Consider the following 16,003-nt stretch of genomic DNA (forward strand, 5'->3'; position numbering starts at 1 on the left):
GACTGAAACATTTTAGAGCTATTGCCACCCGATATGACAAACTAAAACGCAATTTTGAAGGTGCTATCGCCCTGGCTTGTGCATTTATATGGTTACCGATGTGAAACGGCAACAGCCCCTAGTAGCAGATATTATTGACCGAGATTTTTCAACCAAACGAGTAAAACATGGACTGGCTACACTATTTGACCGACATTCTGCTGCACATCGATAAACATTTGGCCAATATCATCAGCGACTACGGCACGCTGACCTATGCCATTTTGTTTTTGGTTATTTTTGTCGAGACCGGTTTTGTAGTGATGCCGTTTTTGCCCGGTGACTCCCTGTTGTTTGCCGCCGGTGCCTTTGTGGCGATGGATGCTTTCAATCTGCCGATATTGCTCGGTGTTTTGGGAGCTGCGGCGGTGCTGGGCGATACCGTCAACTATTGGATAGGTCGCAGCATTGGTCAACGCGCCTATTCGCTCAGTTGGGTAAACCGCGAACATCTTGACCGCGCCCAGGCGTTCTACGATACCTACGGCGGTAAAACTATCGTACTGGCGCGCTTTGTGCCTATCGTGCGAACCTTTGCGCCGTTCGTGGCCGGGATAGGGAAAATGCCTTACAGCACTTTCATTTTGTATAACATTATCGGCGGAGTGGCATGGGTGTTGATTTGCGTGTTTGCCGGCTATTTCTTCGGCAATATTCCGCTGGTGAAGAAAAACTTTGAGTTAGTGGTGTTAGGCATCGTGCTGATTTCGGTCTTGCCGATAGTCCTGGAAGTTTGGAAAGCCCGTAAACAAGCCAAGCAATAAGGTCGCATGATGGTAGAGATGAACGATTCGCAAAAATGGTTTGTACTGGCCTTTATACTGGCTTTCGGCGGCCTATTGTATGTGTTGGCGCCGGTGCTGATGCCTTTTGCGTTTGCGGCCATTCTCGCTTACCTCGGCGATCCTGTTGTGGATAGGCTGGAAACTTTGCAATTCCGCGGTTGGCGTTTAAATCGGACGCTGGCAGTCATGGTGGTGTTTTCCGGCATCATTTTTTCGATAGCTGCGCTGCTGATCGTCATCATTCCTGCCCTGGAATATCAAATCAGCGAATTCATCGACAAACTGCCGTCTTATTTAAACTGGATAAACAAATCGGTCGTGCCGGTTTTGCAAAAATATCTGGGACGCACGATTAGACCGTTGCGCGAAGATCAATTGATTAATCTGATCAAGAGTCATTGGCAAGACGGCGACGGCGTTGCCGAGAACCTGATTCAATCGGTCTCCCATTCCGGTGCGGTGATCGTTGGTTGGGTGATGAATCTGGTGTTGATTCCGGTGATTACCTTCTATTTACTGCGCGATTGGGACGACTTAGTGGCGCGAATCCACGATTTGTTTCCACGCCGCGTTGCCGGCACTGTCGCCAAACTGGCTGGCGAGGCCGACGTGGTGTTGGGTGCGTTCATGCGCGGCCAGTTTTATGTGATGCTGGCGCTGGGCGTGATTTACAGCGTCGGCTTATGGTTGGTGGATCTGGAACTGGCCCTGGTGATCGGTATGCTGGCTGGTTTGGTCAGTTTCGTGCCGTATATGGGTGCCATCACCGGTATCGTCTTTGCCTGCATCGCGGCCTTGCTGCAATTTCAGGATGCGATGCATTTATTGCCGGTGTTGATCGTTTTTGCGGTGGGTCAGAGTATGGAAGGCATGCTGTTGACGCCGTGGTTGGTCGGAAACAAAATCGGTTTACATCCCGTAGCAGTCATGTTTGCTGTACTGGCGGGTGGTCAGCTGTTCGGGTTTTTAGGCGTCTTGTTGGCCTTGCCGGTGGCGTCGGTGATTATGGTGCTGTTGCGGCATATCCATGAGCGTTATACCTTTAGCGGTTTTTACAGCAAAGGTTAGTGTTCGCTATGCGCAATGCGTCGTTATTTGCGGCATTATTGCTAATTTCGACATCGGTGTTTGCGACCGATAGCCGCAGAGAGCAGGACTTTGCTGCGGCTATTCAGCAACAATTGCCCGTGGGGCAGGCGATTTGGTTGAAATCCGCCGACAAAACTTTTCTGGCGCTCTTCACGGAAGCCGAAAAGACCGACAACAGCCAAGTGGCAATCGTACTGCACGATATGGGCGAACATCCCGATACCAAGCCATTGATTCATCGCTTGCGAACCACGTTGCCGATGCATAATTGGGCGACGCTTGCCCTACAAATGCCTGTCAGGGAAAGCGGCGCGCAGGCTGAAGACTATTACCCGCTGTTCGAAGAAGCACGTGGACGGATTGATGCGGCTGTGGAGCATCTGCTGAAAAACGGTGCGAAACATATCGCAATTGTCGGCTACGGCATGGGCGCTTTGATGGCCGCATCCCGCCTTGCCGATAAACCCAATGACGTGACGGCGCTGGTATCGATTAGTTTGCCCGTGCCGCAAACCACTGCAACACAGGCGCAAAGCCTCGATTTGATTAAAAAAGTGCAATTGCCTTTTTTGGATGTGTATGCCGAGTTTGATTTACCGGCAGTGCTCGATAGCGCCCGGCAACGGCGTATGGCCGGTAAAGATAATCCGGTGTATCGGCAGATAAGAATGGATGGCGAGGATCACGGCTATCAACAAGATTACGATTTGCTTGTAAAGCGCGTATACAGTTGGCTGACTACGACGGTCAGCGAAGATTAATAATTATTACAAAGGGTGTAACACATGCTTTTAACCGAAGAATTGGTCGCGGAAATTAAATTTTTATCCTTGTTCAATCTGGAGTCCGTACAAGAAGGCGTCAAGGTGCATGGCAATGCCGAGCCGGTATTGATTGCTGCGGCGCAACGTCTGTTCGACAAAGGATTGGTCACCCAGCATGACGGCGGGTATCTGACCGACCTGGGTATAGAAGTGGCGGAACACGCCCAACGGATGTTGACGATATTGCAGTCTAACTAACGACGATTCAAAGGCCTAGGCCCAGCTCGAACAACCACTTCAAAGAGACGTAAAAAATCAGGACTATGAGCAGGCTATAGCCGAGAAATCGGATGGGCTTGTTCAGATTGTGGCGGAAAAAGCCTTGGTATTCGCCTTGCGCCTTCAATTGCCGGTAAAGTGCGCGTTGGTTTAGGGCGCGTTTTTGTTGGTATTCGTTGAATAATTGTCTGGCTTTATCGACGTCATCGCGTTGATAAAGCCAGATAGCCGGCATGGAAATGCCCCAGTTGCCTGCTGACGTTTCGTAAAATTCAATATCGTTGTCGGCCAGTAACTGCCGAACATCGTCCGCTTCGTCCGTGGGTACGCCTCTTAGCGAGAAAAATAAAATCGTCATAGCCAGCCGCATGGTGTAAGAAGCGCAAATTATAAATCAATAAGCGTGCATCGAGCGCCGGGCAAACTCTTCAGAATGAATCAACCCAGCCCATTTCCACTGCCCGCTCAGACCTCTATTGTTTTGCTGGAGGATGCTGGAGCAAACCCAAGTGCAGATAGTTTGCAAGGCGTGCTGCGCGCGCAGGATTTTCGCTGTGCGGTGGCGTCGAGTGCGGAAGAGGTGATGGAGCTGCTGACAAATGCGCCGGTGGACTTACTGATTATTGCCTGTCGAGATTGGCCTTGGCGGCAGGTAGCCGATATGCGCGATGCGGCCGATTCCTACCTGCCTATCATATTGATTGCCGATGATTTAACCGACACGCTGCTGGACCATTGCGCCGCTGTTGAGATCGACGCCGTCATTTGTCGACCGGTCAATCAGCATTTATTGCTGTTAAAAATACGGTCGTCGTTAAAACTGCGCATGTTGTATCAGCACGAGCACGCGCAAAAAACGCTGTTGCTCGATTATTGGCAGACTTCCGATCTGGAACATGAAGTCGCGGCCAAACTGTTCAACGACGTGTTAAAAGCCGACTTTCTGGAAACTGAAGCCGTGGAAGTGGTGATGTCGCCGATGGCCTTGTTTAACGGCGATTTGGTGTTGATTGCCAAAACCCCGGAAAATCATTTGCATGTGCTGTTGGGCGATTTTACCGGCCACGGTTTGTCGGCATCGATAGCCGCTACGCCGCTGGCGGATATTTTCTATGGCATGACGCGGAAAGGTTTCGATATTAACGAAATCGTTACCGAAATTAACGCCAAACTGTATCGGGTGTTGCCGGCCAACCGCTTTTTGGCGGCGACGGTGGTGGCGCTGTATCCCGAGTCGTCGTCTATGAAAAGCATTACCTGCGGGCTACCCGAGCATTTTTTAGTCAATCATGCCGACAACAGTTTTTTGGCGATACGCTCTTTGAATATTCCGCTGGGTATTCAGCCTTCGATTGACATCGAAGAGCAACTGCATCGGGTAAGCGAGAATCAGCGTTTATATCTGCTCACGGATGGCATTTTTGAGGCGGAAAATGCTGAAGGTGAGCTTTTCGGCGGGGAACGCATTCTTAATGCTATCCGGCAAAGTAAATCCGACGCCATCAAAAATTTGCAGGCCAGCCTTGAAGCACACACCGGCGGTGCGATTCAGAAAGATGACAATACCCTGGTTATTTTGAGCTGTGCGGTCGATAGCGTGCCCTGGGGGCGGCGAGAAATCCGGCTTCCCCGGCAACGGATCGCCGCGACGACCTGGAAGCAGGTACTGGAATTTGACATCGATAGTTTGCGCCTGATCAATCCGGTGCCGGTCATGGTCAACACCGTCATGGAAATCCAGGGTTTACAGAATTATCGCCAGGATATTTTCATGATAGTCAGTGAATTGTTCGCGAATGCGCTGGACCATGGCGTGCTGGGCTTGGATTCGGCTCTGAAGAGCAGTCCGGAGGGCTTTATGCGCTTTTATGCGATGAAGGACGAGAGGTTGCAACAGCTCCAGCGCGGCAAAATCCGCTTATCGTTTATCCATCATGCGACCGAGTACGGTGGCCGCTTGATCGTTAAAGTCGTCGATAGCGGCAACGGCTTCGATTGGCGACGGCGCATCGGTTTGCGGAAGAGTGATGAGGCTTACTGCGGCCGCGGCATTATCATGCTGGAGACTTTATGCAGCAGCCTGAGCTACCACGGTTGCGGCAATCGCGTAACCGCCGTTTTCGATTGGCGGCATTAACGGGCTTAGTGTTGGCAATTGCCGCAATAGTAGCTGGCTCGTTGACCTATTTTGAGTTGCTGAATTGGTTCCTTGCAGCGCAGGCAGGCTTGTCCGCCGCGACCGTACACATTTAGGGATTGTTTGAAATAACCGGGTTTGCCCTCGGCATTGCTAAAGTCGCGCAACGTGGTGCCGCCTTTATCGATGGCTTGTTGCAATACGGTTTTGATCGCCGCCACCAACGCTTCGCACGCCGGCGTATCCAGTTCTCCGGCGCAGCGCATCGGCTGTACGCCTGCTAAGAACAAGGCTTCGCTGGCATAAATGTTCCCCACGCCCACCACGACATGGCTGTCCATAATCAATGATTTGATCGGCACCGCGCGGTTTGCCGCCCGCTGCCGCAAATAGTTAGCGTCGAATGCCGCGGAGAGCGGTTCAGGCCCCAGCGTGGCCAGCAAGGGATGCAACATTGGATCTTCGGCAGTCCACAAGGCCGCGCCGAAGCGGCGCTGATCGTTAAAGCGCAGTACCGTATCGTCGGCAAAAATGAAGTCGATATGGTCGTGCTTGCGCAGCGTTTGCTCGGGTGTGGTGATGCGCAGATTCCCCGACATGCCCAGATGCAGGATCAGCGTGCCGCGCCCCGTACCGAGTAATAAATATTTGCCGCGCCGCTCGACAGCGTCCAGACGCTGGCCCGGCAAATCGATGGTCAGGGACTCGGGAACCGGCCAACGCAACTGCGGGTGACGCACAATCACGGTTTTAAAGGTTTTGCCGGTAATATGCGGCGCGATGCCGCGCCGACTGGTTTCGACCTCAGGTAATTCCGGCATGATTGCGTCAGATTTGGGTGAGTAAAAACTGGGCTTCGTCCTGGATCTTTTTGCGGAAGAACAATAGCTTCCAGCGGCTGCCGCCGCATTGCCGCCACAATAAAGTGGCGCGTATGCCTGCCAACAGCAGGGCGCGTATTTTATTCACAGTACTTTGGTTGCCCAGATATTGCTGATCGCCTTGCACCATGATCCGCGGTTGCAGGGTACTGATGGTGCTGTGATACACATCGGCCAGATTGGCCAGCACATTTTCATGCAGCACGCCGAAATGTTCGGTTTGAGCTTGAGCCTTGCTGACGCCGGCCTGTATGGTTTTTTGCATGTCCGGCTGTTTGTTCAACTGTTTTTGCAAATAGACAATCTGTGCCGCGTATCGGGCCTGTTCCGGACTGGCCAGCACCCGGCTGCCGAGCTGGGTCGTGAGCTGTTGTAAGCCGTGTTCGATACCGATCAAGCCGCCGTAGACATCAATCACGCTGTCCGCGTCTATTTTCAGCAAACTGCTGATGCTGGCTTCCAATGCGGCGTTTGGACAAGTGCCGGTGCCGGCAAGCTGATGCACCAAGGAGCAGGCTTGGGCGATGCCGGCCAGCGCGATGGTTTGGTTACTGAGCGTGTTCAGGGACATGTTACTTACAGGCGGTAGTCAAACAATCGGCTTTAACCGGGTGGCCGTCTTTGATCCATGACTGGATGCCGTTGGACAAATGATAGACATTTTTCATGCCCAGCTGCTCGGTGAGGATTTGGCCGATCTTACCGCTCCGATTCCCGGAACGGCAAACCAAAATGATCGGTTGGTCGGGCGACGATTTCAGTTTTTCCAAGTTGGCCAGCCATTTTTCCTGGTCGAAGTGGCCGTTGCCGTCAAAGGATTCCAGTTTTTGGCTGTTGGCGATGACGCCGGTGGCTTGCCATTCCGGCGCGGTACGCACATCCACGACCAGCGCATTCTGATTTTGCTGCATGCTTAGAAGTTGTTCGGCAGTGACTACGCCTAGTTCGGTGGCGTAAAGATGGGCCGCGAATAGACAGCCTAGCCAGAATAAAGTCAGTCTCAGTTTCATGATGATGCCGGTAGGTAGGATAAATGGCTCAAGCGGCCAAGAAAGGTAAAATGCGCGTCGCCCACCAGTCTATGCTCTCCAGATAGATATTGGCGATACACTCGGGATTTATGCCGCGGAAGGTGCCAAGGCCAGGCTCCCAGCGCTCGTAGGCGATGCAGAATTGTAACGCTTCGCCGGCGTTGCCGCGATATTTCAAAATGGCATCGTCAACATCTTCCGCCAGCGGCAATTGTTCCAATACTTTGTTCGCCGGCATGTCCAACAGACTGTCCAAACCCGACAGCATGCCGATTAAAAAATAGTGTTCCTGATCGTCTTTAAGTTCTCGCGCTATTAATTCACACATTTTGGCGCGGATCAGCACGTTTTGCAGTACCGAAGAAGGTTTGCCGGACATGGAAGATAAGGCCAGAATATTCACCCAGCGTTTGATCTCGACCAGTCCCAGGCAAGCTATGGCATGCTGAATGGATTCGATTTTTTGCGGCAAGCCGAAAAACGCGGAATTTAAATAATGCAGCAATTTAAAACTCATCCCAACGTCTTGCGAGATAATCTTGCCGATTTCCGCAAAACTGGCGTCCGCCTTGTTCACTGCGGACAGTAATTGGATGGCGGCGGTTTGGCTGACGCCTAGCCGTTTACCTTCCACAATATTGGGTTTACTGAAGAAAAAGCCTTGAAACAGCTCGCAGCCCCATTCGCGTAGGGTTTCAAACTCCTGATGCGTTTCGACTTTTTCCGCGAGCAATTTGAGTTTATAGGGTTTTAGCTGTTCAATCAGTTGCCGGGTGCCGTCCAGTCCGTCGGCCATCACATCCAGCTTGATAATATCGGCAAACTCCAGCAAGGGCAGCCACTCCGGGGACAAGACGAAGTCGTCCAGCGCGATGGTATAGCCCAGTTGTGATAATTCTTTCAGGTTGGCGACAATGTTGTCATCAATAGTCACGCTTTCCAGTACTTCGATGACGATACGCTCTTTGGGCAGATGCAGCGGCGTTTTGTCTAGGATGTTTTGCGTGGTGAAATTAATGAAGGCTTTGTGGGGGCCGACCAGTTCGTTCAGGCCGATTTCCAGCAGCGTATCGGTGATAACTTGATTTGTGGCGTTGGCGGCACCATCTTTCAAACTGAGATCGAAATCTTTGCCCCTGAATAAAATCTCGTAGGCGAAAGTGTTCAGATGGCGGTCCAGAATTTGCTGTCTGCCAATCAGAAAATCTGTCATTTATTTACGGGCTCCCGATCATTGCACTATCATGCGAATAGGTCGCGCCTTATACCATGTTCAAACAGTTTAAGTCGAGAATGGCCGACCAGTCTTAATTTCAATCATAAGGAGATCAACATGTCCGAATCAGCAACGTTAACAGTAAGCGGTATGAAATGCGGTGGTTGCGAGAGCAGCATCGTCAGTAAAGTATCGGCGATTGCCGGCGTGGTAACGGTGCAGGCCTCGCATAAAGACAAACGGGTCGAAGTCGAATTTGATCCGGCGCAAACCGACTTGGACGAAATCGAAGACGTTATCACCGACGCCGGTTTCAAGGTCGAATAAAACCGCATCGGCGTTTGCCTACGGATCAACACGATATTGCTTGGGAATCGTCATCATGACTTTAGATCAATCGACTAATCAGCAGCAGGAAATACGCCTTTCCATACTCGGCATGCGTTGCGCCGGCTGTGTCAGCGCAGTGGAAACCGCCTTGCAATCGGTGCCGGGGGTTGCGTCCGTCACCGTCAATTTTGCCGACCACTCTGCTACCGTCGGCGGCGATCCCGATCATCAAGCCATGAAGCAGGCCTTAAAATCCGCCGGCTACGATGCGGCGGTGATGGAAGGCTTGGAAGACCCGAGTGAAGAGGAAAAGCAGGAAGAAGAGCGTTATCGCGACCTGCTGCGAAAAGCTGGCGTGGCCGGCGCATTGGGTCTGCCTTTGATGCTGGGCGCACATCTGGACTGGTTTCCGGCCATGGGCAGTGCCGCCGGCACGGTGTTTTGGTCCGAGGTGGCCCTGTTGACGTTGGCGGTGATGTTTTATTCCGGCGGACATTTTTTTCACAGCGCGCTTAAATTGCTGCTGGTCAAGCAGGCCAATATGGATACCTTGATCGCGCTGGGTACCGGCTCGGCGTGGTTGTACTCCTGTATCGTCATTGATTACTCCGGCCAGCTGCCTTCACTGTCCGCTCATGCCTACTTCGAGGCCTCGGCGGTGATCTTGGCGTTCATCAATCTGGGCAGTGCGCTGGAAACTCGGGCGCGGGGTAAAACCTCGGCGGCGATACGCGCGCTGATCGGTTTGCAACCCCGTACCGCTCGGGTGGTGCGAGAGGGACAAGAGATCGATATTCCTATTGAGCAAGTCGGTCTTGGTGAAACCTTGCGGGTTAGACCCGGCGAAAAAATCGCCGTGGACGGTGTGGTGTTGGAAGGACATTCCACTATCGACGAATCCATGCTGACCGGCGAATCGATGCCGGTTGAGAAAATGGAAGGTGCCAGTGTCGCCGCCGGCACCATCAATCAGCAAGGCAGTTTTTTATTTAGCGCGACCCGCATTGGCCGCGATACCGCTTTGGCGCAGATTATTCAAAGCGTGCGGCAAGCGCAGAACAGCAAACCGGCGATTGCCAAACTGGCGGACAAGATTTCCGCGGTATTTGTCCCCACCGTGGTGGGCATATCGGTACTGACTTTTTTAATCTGGTTGAGTATTGGCCCAGACCCGGCTCTGGGTTATGCGTTTGTCACATCGATGACGGTGTTGGTAATTGCTTGCCCGTGCGCATTGGGTTTGGCTACGCCGATTTCGGTGATGGTCGCGGTCGGTCGTGCCGCGCAAATCGGTATATTGATCCGCAAAGGCGAAGCCTTGCAAAGCGCCGGCAAGTTGACTTGCCTGATTCTGGATAAGACCGGCACCGTCACTGCCGGTAAGCCCAGTCTGGCTGAAGTGATCGCTTTTGGCGATGTCGACGAAGTCCAGGTGTTGCAGTATGCCGCCAGTCTGGAATCGGGGTCCGAACATCCCTTGGCCGCAGCGATACTGGCGGCTGCCGAACAAAAACAGCTTAAGTTGGAGAAGGTCAGAAAATTTCAGGCCGTGGCCGGGCACGGTATCGCCGGCCGCATCGCGGATCGGCAATGTTTGTTCGGCAATGCCGCGTTGCTAGCGGAACATGGCATCGACGATAGCAAGCATCGCGATAAAATGGCCGAGTTGGCGGCAAAAGGCCAGACACCAATGTTTTTGGCCGTCGAAAATTCGGTGGTTGGCATCGTGTCGGTCGCAGACCCGATTAAACCCGATTCCGCCGCAGCGGTACGGCAATTACGGAAGCAGGGTATCCGCGTGCTGATGGTGACGGGCGACAACGAGATCACCGCGCAAGCGATAGCGGCGCAAGCCGGAATCAGCGAAGTCCGAGCGCAAGTCTTGCCACAAGACAAAGCCGCCGTGGTAAAAGCCTTGCAACAGCAAGGCGAAATTGTCGGCATGGTCGGTGACGGTATCAACGACGCGCCGGCCCTGGCGCAAGCGGATGTCGGTTTTGCGATTGGCACCGGCACCGACGTGGCTATCGAAAGCGCCGACATTGTGTTGCTGCAAGGCTCCTTATTGAAGGTGTCCGAGGCAATGGCGCTGTCGACATTGACGGTTGCCAATATCAAGCAAAACCTGTTGGGTGCATTTTTCTACAACACTATCGGCATTCCGGTCGCGGCCGGTTTGCTGTATCCGTTATTTGGCTTGTTACTCAACCCAATGATTGCCGGCGCGGCCATGGCCATGTCATCGGTCACGGTCGTCAGTAACGCCAATCGTTTGCGCTGGATTAAGCTGGATGTTCAGTAGGGGCGAAGAATGAATAGCGTGCCTAAAGCGTCGGTACAAACCTTCAGTATCGCCGACTATACGGGATGGCCGGACGACGAGCGCTGGGAGTTAATCGACGGCGTTCCTTACAATATGAGTCCCGCACCCAGCATCAAACATCAGACGGTTGCTGGACGTGTTTTTAGCCGGATGGAACAATTTTTAAAAGGTAAGCCCTGCAAGCCTTTCATCGCCCCTGTGGACGTCATTCTCTCCGAGCATGACGTGGTGCAACCGGATTTGTTTGTGGTCTGCAATCCGGAAAAGATTGGCGAAAAAGCCATACACGGGGCGCCGGATTTGGTGGTAGAGGTTTTATCCCCCAGCACGGCGCTGAAGGATATGCGAGAAAAAAAAGCGCTCTACGAGCGTGCCGGCGTGAGGGAATATGTGGTCATCGACCCGTTGGAAAATTATGTTCAGCGTTTTTTTCTGGGCGCAGACGGTCGCTATGCCAATGCCGACGTTTTTGGGGTTGAGGAAGATTTGCCCCTGTTGAGTTTGTCGGAGTTGATTTTGCCCTTGGCGGAGGTTTTTGAGTTGTAAGGCGCTATTGGCTTGCAGGCAAACCGAATAGCGCGCTGGGTGGCTTATAGTTTGAATTGGGAAATCGTGGTGTGTAAATTACCGGCGATTTTTTGCAAATGATGGGCTTCTTGCGCGGTTTGCTCGGCGTCCTTCGAGTTGTTGATGGTGACGTCATTAATCGAATTGATGTTTTGATTAATGTGCTCGACGACGATTTTTTGTTCTTTCACCGCGTCGGAAATATGCGTATTCATGGTGGAAATTTGCGCCACCATACTGGAAATGTTGTCCAGCAATTCGCCGGTACTTTCGATGACTTCAACGGTCTCCTTAGCCTGATTTCGGCTTTCCGACATGGCTTTCACCGCTTCCCGCGAGCCTTGCTGCAAGCGCTCTATCATCGCTTGAATTTCATGCGTGGAATCCTGGGTTCGGCTGGCCAGTGTCCGCACCTCGTCCGCCACTACCGCAAAACCACGGCCTTGTTCGCCGGCTCTGGCGGCCTCAATCGCCGCATTGAGCGCCAATAAATTAGTCTGATCGGCGATGCTCTGAATCACATCCAGCACCGAGCTGACATTCACGCAGTTTTGCTCGACATTACCGATTACGGTGCTGGCCCTGTCGATATTGTTAGACAGCGCATGAATCGATTGCACCGTATTGGTCACCACCGCCTTGCCGTGGTTGGCGGCCACGCTGCTTTTCTGCGCCGTTTGCGCGGCGTTAGCCGTGTTGTTGGACACTTCCGTCACTGTCGCGGATAGTTCCGTTACCGTTGCCGCGACCTGATCCGTGCCCATCTGCTGTTTCAAAATATCCTCTTGTACCCGCTCGGACATTTGGCTCAAGCGGTTCGAGGCAGTGTTCAACTGTTTGGATTCCGTCGCCACTTGCCGCATCAGGCTATGTAACACGCTTAAAAATTCGTTGAACTGGGTGACGATAATGCCGACTTCGTCATTGCCTTCGTGCGGAATGCGCCGGGTCAAATCGCCGCCGCCCTGTCTAAGCAGATACAGCGATTTTTGCAGCTCGGTCAGTGGCGGCTCTATTTTGAAATAAAGCATGCTCAAACAGACCGTCACAAACAGTAGCAACCCGATGGAAAACGCAATACGCGATAGGCTGTAATCGTGCAAAGACGAACTTAATTGTTGTTTGGCGAGGGCAAGCTCCCGATCAAGTTGCTCGGTAATTCTGATTAATTCTTCGGTCAGCGTGGCAGCTGTGTCGTCAAGACCTGAGCCCGGCGCCTTCATGGTAACGGTGCCCGCCTCGGTGCCCAACTTAATGTAATCCCAAGCCATCTTTACGCCGGCATCGTGCATTACTTGAATTTTCCGCTTCAATGTTTCGACTTGCGCGTGCAATGCCGGGTGAGATTGTTCGGCTTTGTCCAGATTTAACAATGCGGCGTCCAGGTTTTCTTTGGCTTCGGCAAAGCCGCCATCATCATGCGTCGCGCCGACGTCGGTCAGAAATTGTTGAATCTGCACGACATGAAAACGCACATGAGACAAATAGTCCGAGGTGTTTTGTTTTTGCGCTGCTGCTTGCAAGTTGTCGTCTATGGACTGAAATGCATGCCACAGCGACAACACAAACAGCAGATTGGCAAATGCCAAAGCGGAAGCAATTAAGATCAGCGAAGATTTGATTGAGATATTTTTAAACATGAGGTTTTTGGGTAATTATTTTTCAAGTTTTTCTAAATCAGTCACCAACGCCGTCATTGCCGCAACGGCATGGTGTTGGGCTTCTGACAGGGCGTCGCCGTTGTTTAAGGCGTACAAACCGATCTGCCGGTTGAGTTCGGCAATTAAGCGTGCGCGATGCTCGCGGCGGTTGCGTAGTTTGGCAACCATATTCGAAAACGACAGCGCCAAATCCTGTAGCTGATCGTTTTCTCGCAAGTGCGTGACGGTATCAAGCTTGCCGTCGCCGACCTCTTGGCAGAGTGTTTCGAAGCGATATAAGGGCCCGGCGATTTTATGCGAGGCGTAAAGAACGGTGCTCACCGCAATGCCGCCGGCAACCAAAATAGCCACCAAGTTGCCGATTAAAATCGATACGCCCAGGCGTTCCGCCGCATTAACGATATTGGCGTGCGCCGACTGGGATTGAGCCTGCAGATCGCCGCCGGTCATCCAATAAATCAGTAGGGCCGAACATAATCCGGCCAGCAATATCAGTGCAAAAGCGCCGAGGATGAAACGGCCTTGAAAATCCCTTTTGATAAAAATTTGGCGACGTTTGGTAACGGTATTGTTCATTTTCAGGAACCTTAGTTGACGTTGTGACAAGTTAAACAGAGCTCGCCGTCGCTGTTGTTACGGCGGAGTAAAAAGCTTTTTTTCAGCCTTTCGGCGTTCATCAGTTTATCCATGAAGCTGTGGCTGGCTTGCGGCCGGTCGCTATCCAGCTTGCCGTGCGTGTAGTGGCAGGTCAGACAGGTAATGTCGTTTTCCTCGTTAAGCGGCAAGTCGGCGGGTACCGGAAAGTCGATATTCAAACCCACTTTGTGGCCTTGGTTCGGATTATGGCACGAGGAGCACATGGCCACGCCGTCCTTGCTAAAGGTGGTTTGATCGGCTGATATATTTTTGCTGTGTAAAATGCCGTCCTCTTTGATTTCCGGCGTCGTCGTATGGCAATTACTACACCCGGCTTGCGGCGATTGCTTGGAAATGAGGTGCGGATTGTCGTCGGCGGTATGCGCGCCACTGACGAACAACAGCAAAAGTGCGCCGGTGCCGCCGGCCAATAAGCATTTGTATAGGAGCTTGTTCATGATTAGAAAGACATGACGATTTGGGCTATGCCCAGTTTTCTGTCGAAATAACGCTCGGCGGTTTCGGTGCCCAGCGAATCGTTGTATTCAAATTTGACCCGTAAATGATCGCTGAATTTGTAGTTAAACCCGAGGCTAAGCATGGAGAGATCGTTGATCGCCACGGTGCTGCCATCAAAGTCCAAGCCAAGGTCTTGCGAAGGCTGCCAGCGGCTGTAGCGGGCGAACACCACAATGGGCTGTTTGCTCAGGCTTTCCAAATCCACGGTCAGCGTGGAGTGGTAGCCCAATTGGTGGCCCTTGCCGAACGGGCTGGTGTTTGGATCTGGGATGATGACAGGCAGTGGGTTGCCATCCGCGTCTTGTTCCAAAAACACCTGTTGATGCGCATTCAGCAGCATGAATTCGTTTTGTAAACGCCACATGCCGTAGCCGATACTCAGGTCCGCGCCGTAAACGGTATTGCGGATGCGGTTTTCGCCATCGAACTCGCTCAGATGGGAGACACCGATTTCGATACCTTCCGGATTGGTGTTGTGGATTTTGTAGGTATTTTGCCCCATAGCCAGGCCCACCCGGCCGCCGACGGTATGGCCGTCATTGGCGTACAGTGCGTCGGTCCAGAATACCGAGTAGTTGAATATATCCCAGGCACCGTAGGAACGAATGCCGTCGGCATTGTAACCGCCCAGCTGCATGCGGGAGGTGGTCAACGGTGCGGTAACAGTGATGCGGTCTTTGTTAGCGAAGTTTTGGTAATCGTTGCCGAACGGTAAGTCGAAACGGCCGGCCTGGATGTGCAGGCCTTTGTTATTGAAAATCCGGCCGCGCGGCGGAATACGATCATTAAACATATGGTAGTCGACCAGCGCGACGGCGATACCGGCCATTGTGCTGCCGCCACTCAGCGCGCCGGGGCCGCTGTTACCGCAGAATACCGCACCGGGCGCACCATAGTCGGCGTTGGATGAGTTGCCGCATAACACTAAAGCCGAGCTGGCGCCGAAATGGTCGTCGTGTACATAGTCCAGGTCCAACTCCACCGAGCCGACGCTAAAGGTCTGGTCAGTAGAGTTGCCGGTTTTGGCGTTGATGTCGAAAAAACCGCTCATTTGCAGGCCGTTGGCTTCGGCCGCTTCTTTTAATGCGGCAATTTTTTTGTCCAGGGCCTGGAGTTTGGTGTCCACGGTTGGCTCAGGTTTGCCGTTCGCAGCCGTTTTCACCGGTGCCGGGGCGGGTTCGCCGGCCTTAGCGACTGCCGGGCTCGGCGCTGCCGCTACAGCGCCGCTTCTTTCTTGTTCCAGTTGTTTGATACGGGCTTCCAGTTGTTCGATTTTCTGGTCCTTTTCCTTCAGCACGCCTTGCACAATCTGGCGGATATGTTCGTCTTCCGCAGCGGTGGCATGCGCGTTGGCGTGGGCTGCCAGGCTGAGCAGGGCGATAGCTATTCGCTGGTTTCTTGGATGCATAACTGTCTCTGTGTGTAAGCTTAGGACTACATTTTTTTCAGAATCTTCGTATCGAGGCAAGGTTAGTTGCTTTTGTAGGCATTTCAAGTTGATGCATGGGGCTGGCCTTATTCAACGGGCTCAACTTATCCCTGGCGCCTCGTTTGAGCTGAGGTCGTCAAAGCCTGGAGTGGTTTGTCCTTCGATAGACTCAGTACTCTCAAGGGCATAAAGGCGAATGGTATCTAAGGGCCGGGTTAACCATTCGCCGATCCGTTTGCGAATGCTGGTGCGGCTTATTCAACACAGAATCTGATGTTACAATGAACGGTTTTATGCCCGGCGCGCGTCTGTCAAAG

17 protein-coding genes and 1 pseudogene are annotated in these 16,003 nt (G+C 52.6%); 9 read left to right on the forward strand and 9 right to left on the reverse strand.

Translation table 11 applies throughout. The features are described 5' to 3' along the window. From QLH52_RS22400 to QLH52_RS22420, 5 genes and pseudogenes are all read left to right on the forward strand, one after another. Positions 1-104 (forward strand): annotated as a pseudogene (locus QLH52_RS22400) (IS5/IS1182 family transposase); the annotation flags it as partial. 63 nt (positions 105-167) lie between these two features. Next, entirely contained in the window at positions 168-803 is a 636-nt protein-coding gene (locus tag QLH52_RS22405) for a DedA family protein (protein ID WP_319963019.1), read from the forward strand. Between the two features lie 18 nt (positions 804-821). Continuing rightward, complete coding sequence (locus QLH52_RS22410) at positions 822-1,892, forward strand: AI-2E family transporter (protein WP_033155782.1); 1,071 nt, start codon at positions 822-824, stop codon at positions 1,890-1,892. A gap of 8 nt (positions 1,893-1,900) precedes the next feature. Beyond that, positions 1,901-2,674, forward strand: coding sequence for a DUF3530 family protein (locus QLH52_RS22415; protein ID WP_319963044.1), 774 nt, complete (start codon positions 1,901-1,903; stop codon positions 2,672-2,674). 24 nt (positions 2,675-2,698) lie between these two features. Continuing rightward, positions 2,699-2,935, forward strand: a complete 237-nt coding sequence (locus tag QLH52_RS22420) for a TIGR02647 family protein (RefSeq protein ID WP_171695983.1) — start codon at positions 2,699-2,701, stop codon at positions 2,933-2,935. A 7-nt stretch (positions 2,936-2,942) separates the two neighbouring features. Here QLH52_RS22420 and QLH52_RS22425 read toward each other — a convergent pair whose 3' ends face one another. Then, positions 2,943-3,314 (reverse strand): DUF6164 family protein, encoded by a 372-nt coding sequence (locus QLH52_RS22425; RefSeq protein ID WP_319963020.1) that lies wholly within the window; start codon positions 3,312-3,314, stop codon positions 2,943-2,945. A gap of 75 nt (positions 3,315-3,389) precedes the next feature. Between QLH52_RS22425 and QLH52_RS22430 the strand changes: the two genes are divergently transcribed. Beyond that, the gene (locus tag QLH52_RS22430; RefSeq protein ID WP_319963021.1) at positions 3,390-5,093 is read left to right on the forward strand and encodes an ATP-binding SpoIIE family protein phosphatase; all 1,704 of its coding nucleotides are present in this window, start codon (positions 3,390-3,392) and stop codon (positions 5,091-5,093) included. Positions 5,094-5,098: 5 nt separating this feature from the next. Here the strand turns inward: QLH52_RS22430 and mutM are convergent, their stop codons facing one another. Genes mutM through QLH52_RS22450 form a run of 4 tightly spaced genes read right to left on the reverse strand, consistent with a single transcriptional unit; the run spans position 5,099 to position 8,218 of the window. Continuing rightward, the gene (gene mutM, locus QLH52_RS22435) at positions 5,099-5,914 is read right to left on the reverse strand and encodes a bifunctional DNA-formamidopyrimidine glycosylase/DNA-(apurinic or apyrimidinic site) lyase (protein WP_319963022.1); all 816 of its coding nucleotides are present in this window, start codon (positions 5,912-5,914) and stop codon (positions 5,099-5,101) included. Positions 5,915-5,921: 7 nt separating this feature from the next. Then, positions 5,922-6,545, reverse strand: coding sequence for a high frequency lysogenization protein HflD (gene hflD / locus QLH52_RS22440; protein WP_171695979.1), 624 nt, complete (start codon positions 6,543-6,545; stop codon positions 5,922-5,924). A gap of 1 nt (position 6,546) precedes the next feature. After that, the gene (locus tag QLH52_RS22445) at positions 6,547-6,984 is read right to left on the reverse strand and encodes a rhodanese-like domain-containing protein (RefSeq protein WP_319963023.1); all 438 of its coding nucleotides are present in this window, start codon (positions 6,982-6,984) and stop codon (positions 6,547-6,549) included. A 28-nt stretch (positions 6,985-7,012) separates the two neighbouring features. Continuing rightward, entirely contained in the window at positions 7,013-8,218 is a 1,206-nt protein-coding gene (locus tag QLH52_RS22450) for an EAL and HDOD domain-containing protein (RefSeq protein WP_319963024.1), read from the reverse strand. Positions 8,219-8,338: 120 nt separating this feature from the next. On the opposite strand from QLH52_RS22450, the gene QLH52_RS22455 reads away from it, so the two are divergent. The 3 genes from QLH52_RS22455 to QLH52_RS22465 are packed head-to-tail and all read left to right on the forward strand — an operon-like array spanning position 8,339 to position 11,420. Then, on the forward strand, positions 8,339-8,548 hold the full coding sequence (locus QLH52_RS22455) for a heavy-metal-associated domain-containing protein (protein WP_319963025.1): 210 nt from the start codon (positions 8,339-8,341) through the stop codon (positions 8,546-8,548). A gap of 55 nt (positions 8,549-8,603) precedes the next feature. Beyond that, positions 8,604-10,853, forward strand: a complete 2,250-nt coding sequence (locus QLH52_RS22460; protein WP_319963026.1) for a heavy metal translocating P-type ATPase — start codon at positions 8,604-8,606, stop codon at positions 10,851-10,853. Between the two features lie 9 nt (positions 10,854-10,862). After that, complete coding sequence (locus tag QLH52_RS22465; RefSeq protein ID WP_319963027.1) at positions 10,863-11,420, forward strand: Uma2 family endonuclease; 558 nt, start codon at positions 10,863-10,865, stop codon at positions 11,418-11,420. 44 nt (positions 11,421-11,464) lie between these two features. Here the strand turns inward: QLH52_RS22465 and QLH52_RS22470 are convergent, their stop codons facing one another. Genes QLH52_RS22470 through QLH52_RS22485 form a run of 4 tightly spaced genes read right to left on the reverse strand, consistent with a single transcriptional unit; the run spans position 11,465 to position 15,665 of the window. After that, complete coding sequence (locus QLH52_RS22470; RefSeq protein WP_101055126.1) at positions 11,465-13,081, reverse strand: methyl-accepting chemotaxis protein; 1,617 nt, start codon at positions 13,079-13,081, stop codon at positions 11,465-11,467. A gap of 15 nt (positions 13,082-13,096) precedes the next feature. After that, positions 13,097-13,678, reverse strand: a complete 582-nt coding sequence (locus tag QLH52_RS22475; protein ID WP_101055128.1) for a hypothetical protein — start codon at positions 13,676-13,678, stop codon at positions 13,097-13,099. Between the two features lie 11 nt (positions 13,679-13,689). Continuing rightward, positions 13,690-14,196 carry a cytochrome c3 family protein gene (locus QLH52_RS22480; RefSeq protein WP_033155403.1) on the reverse strand — a complete coding sequence of 169 codons (507 nt, stop codon included), beginning with the start codon at positions 14,194-14,196 and terminating at the stop codon, positions 13,690-13,692. A gap of 2 nt (positions 14,197-14,198) precedes the next feature. Continuing rightward, positions 14,199-15,665 (reverse strand): hypothetical protein, encoded by a 1,467-nt coding sequence (locus tag QLH52_RS22485; protein WP_101055130.1) that lies wholly within the window; start codon positions 15,663-15,665, stop codon positions 14,199-14,201. Between the last annotated feature and the right edge of the window lie 338 nt (positions 15,666-16,003).

The sequence above is a fragment of the Methylomonas defluvii genome (genome assembly GCF_033949435.1).
Taxonomy (GTDB): domain Bacteria; phylum Pseudomonadota; class Gammaproteobacteria; order Methylococcales; family Methylomonadaceae; genus Methylomonas; species Methylomonas defluvii.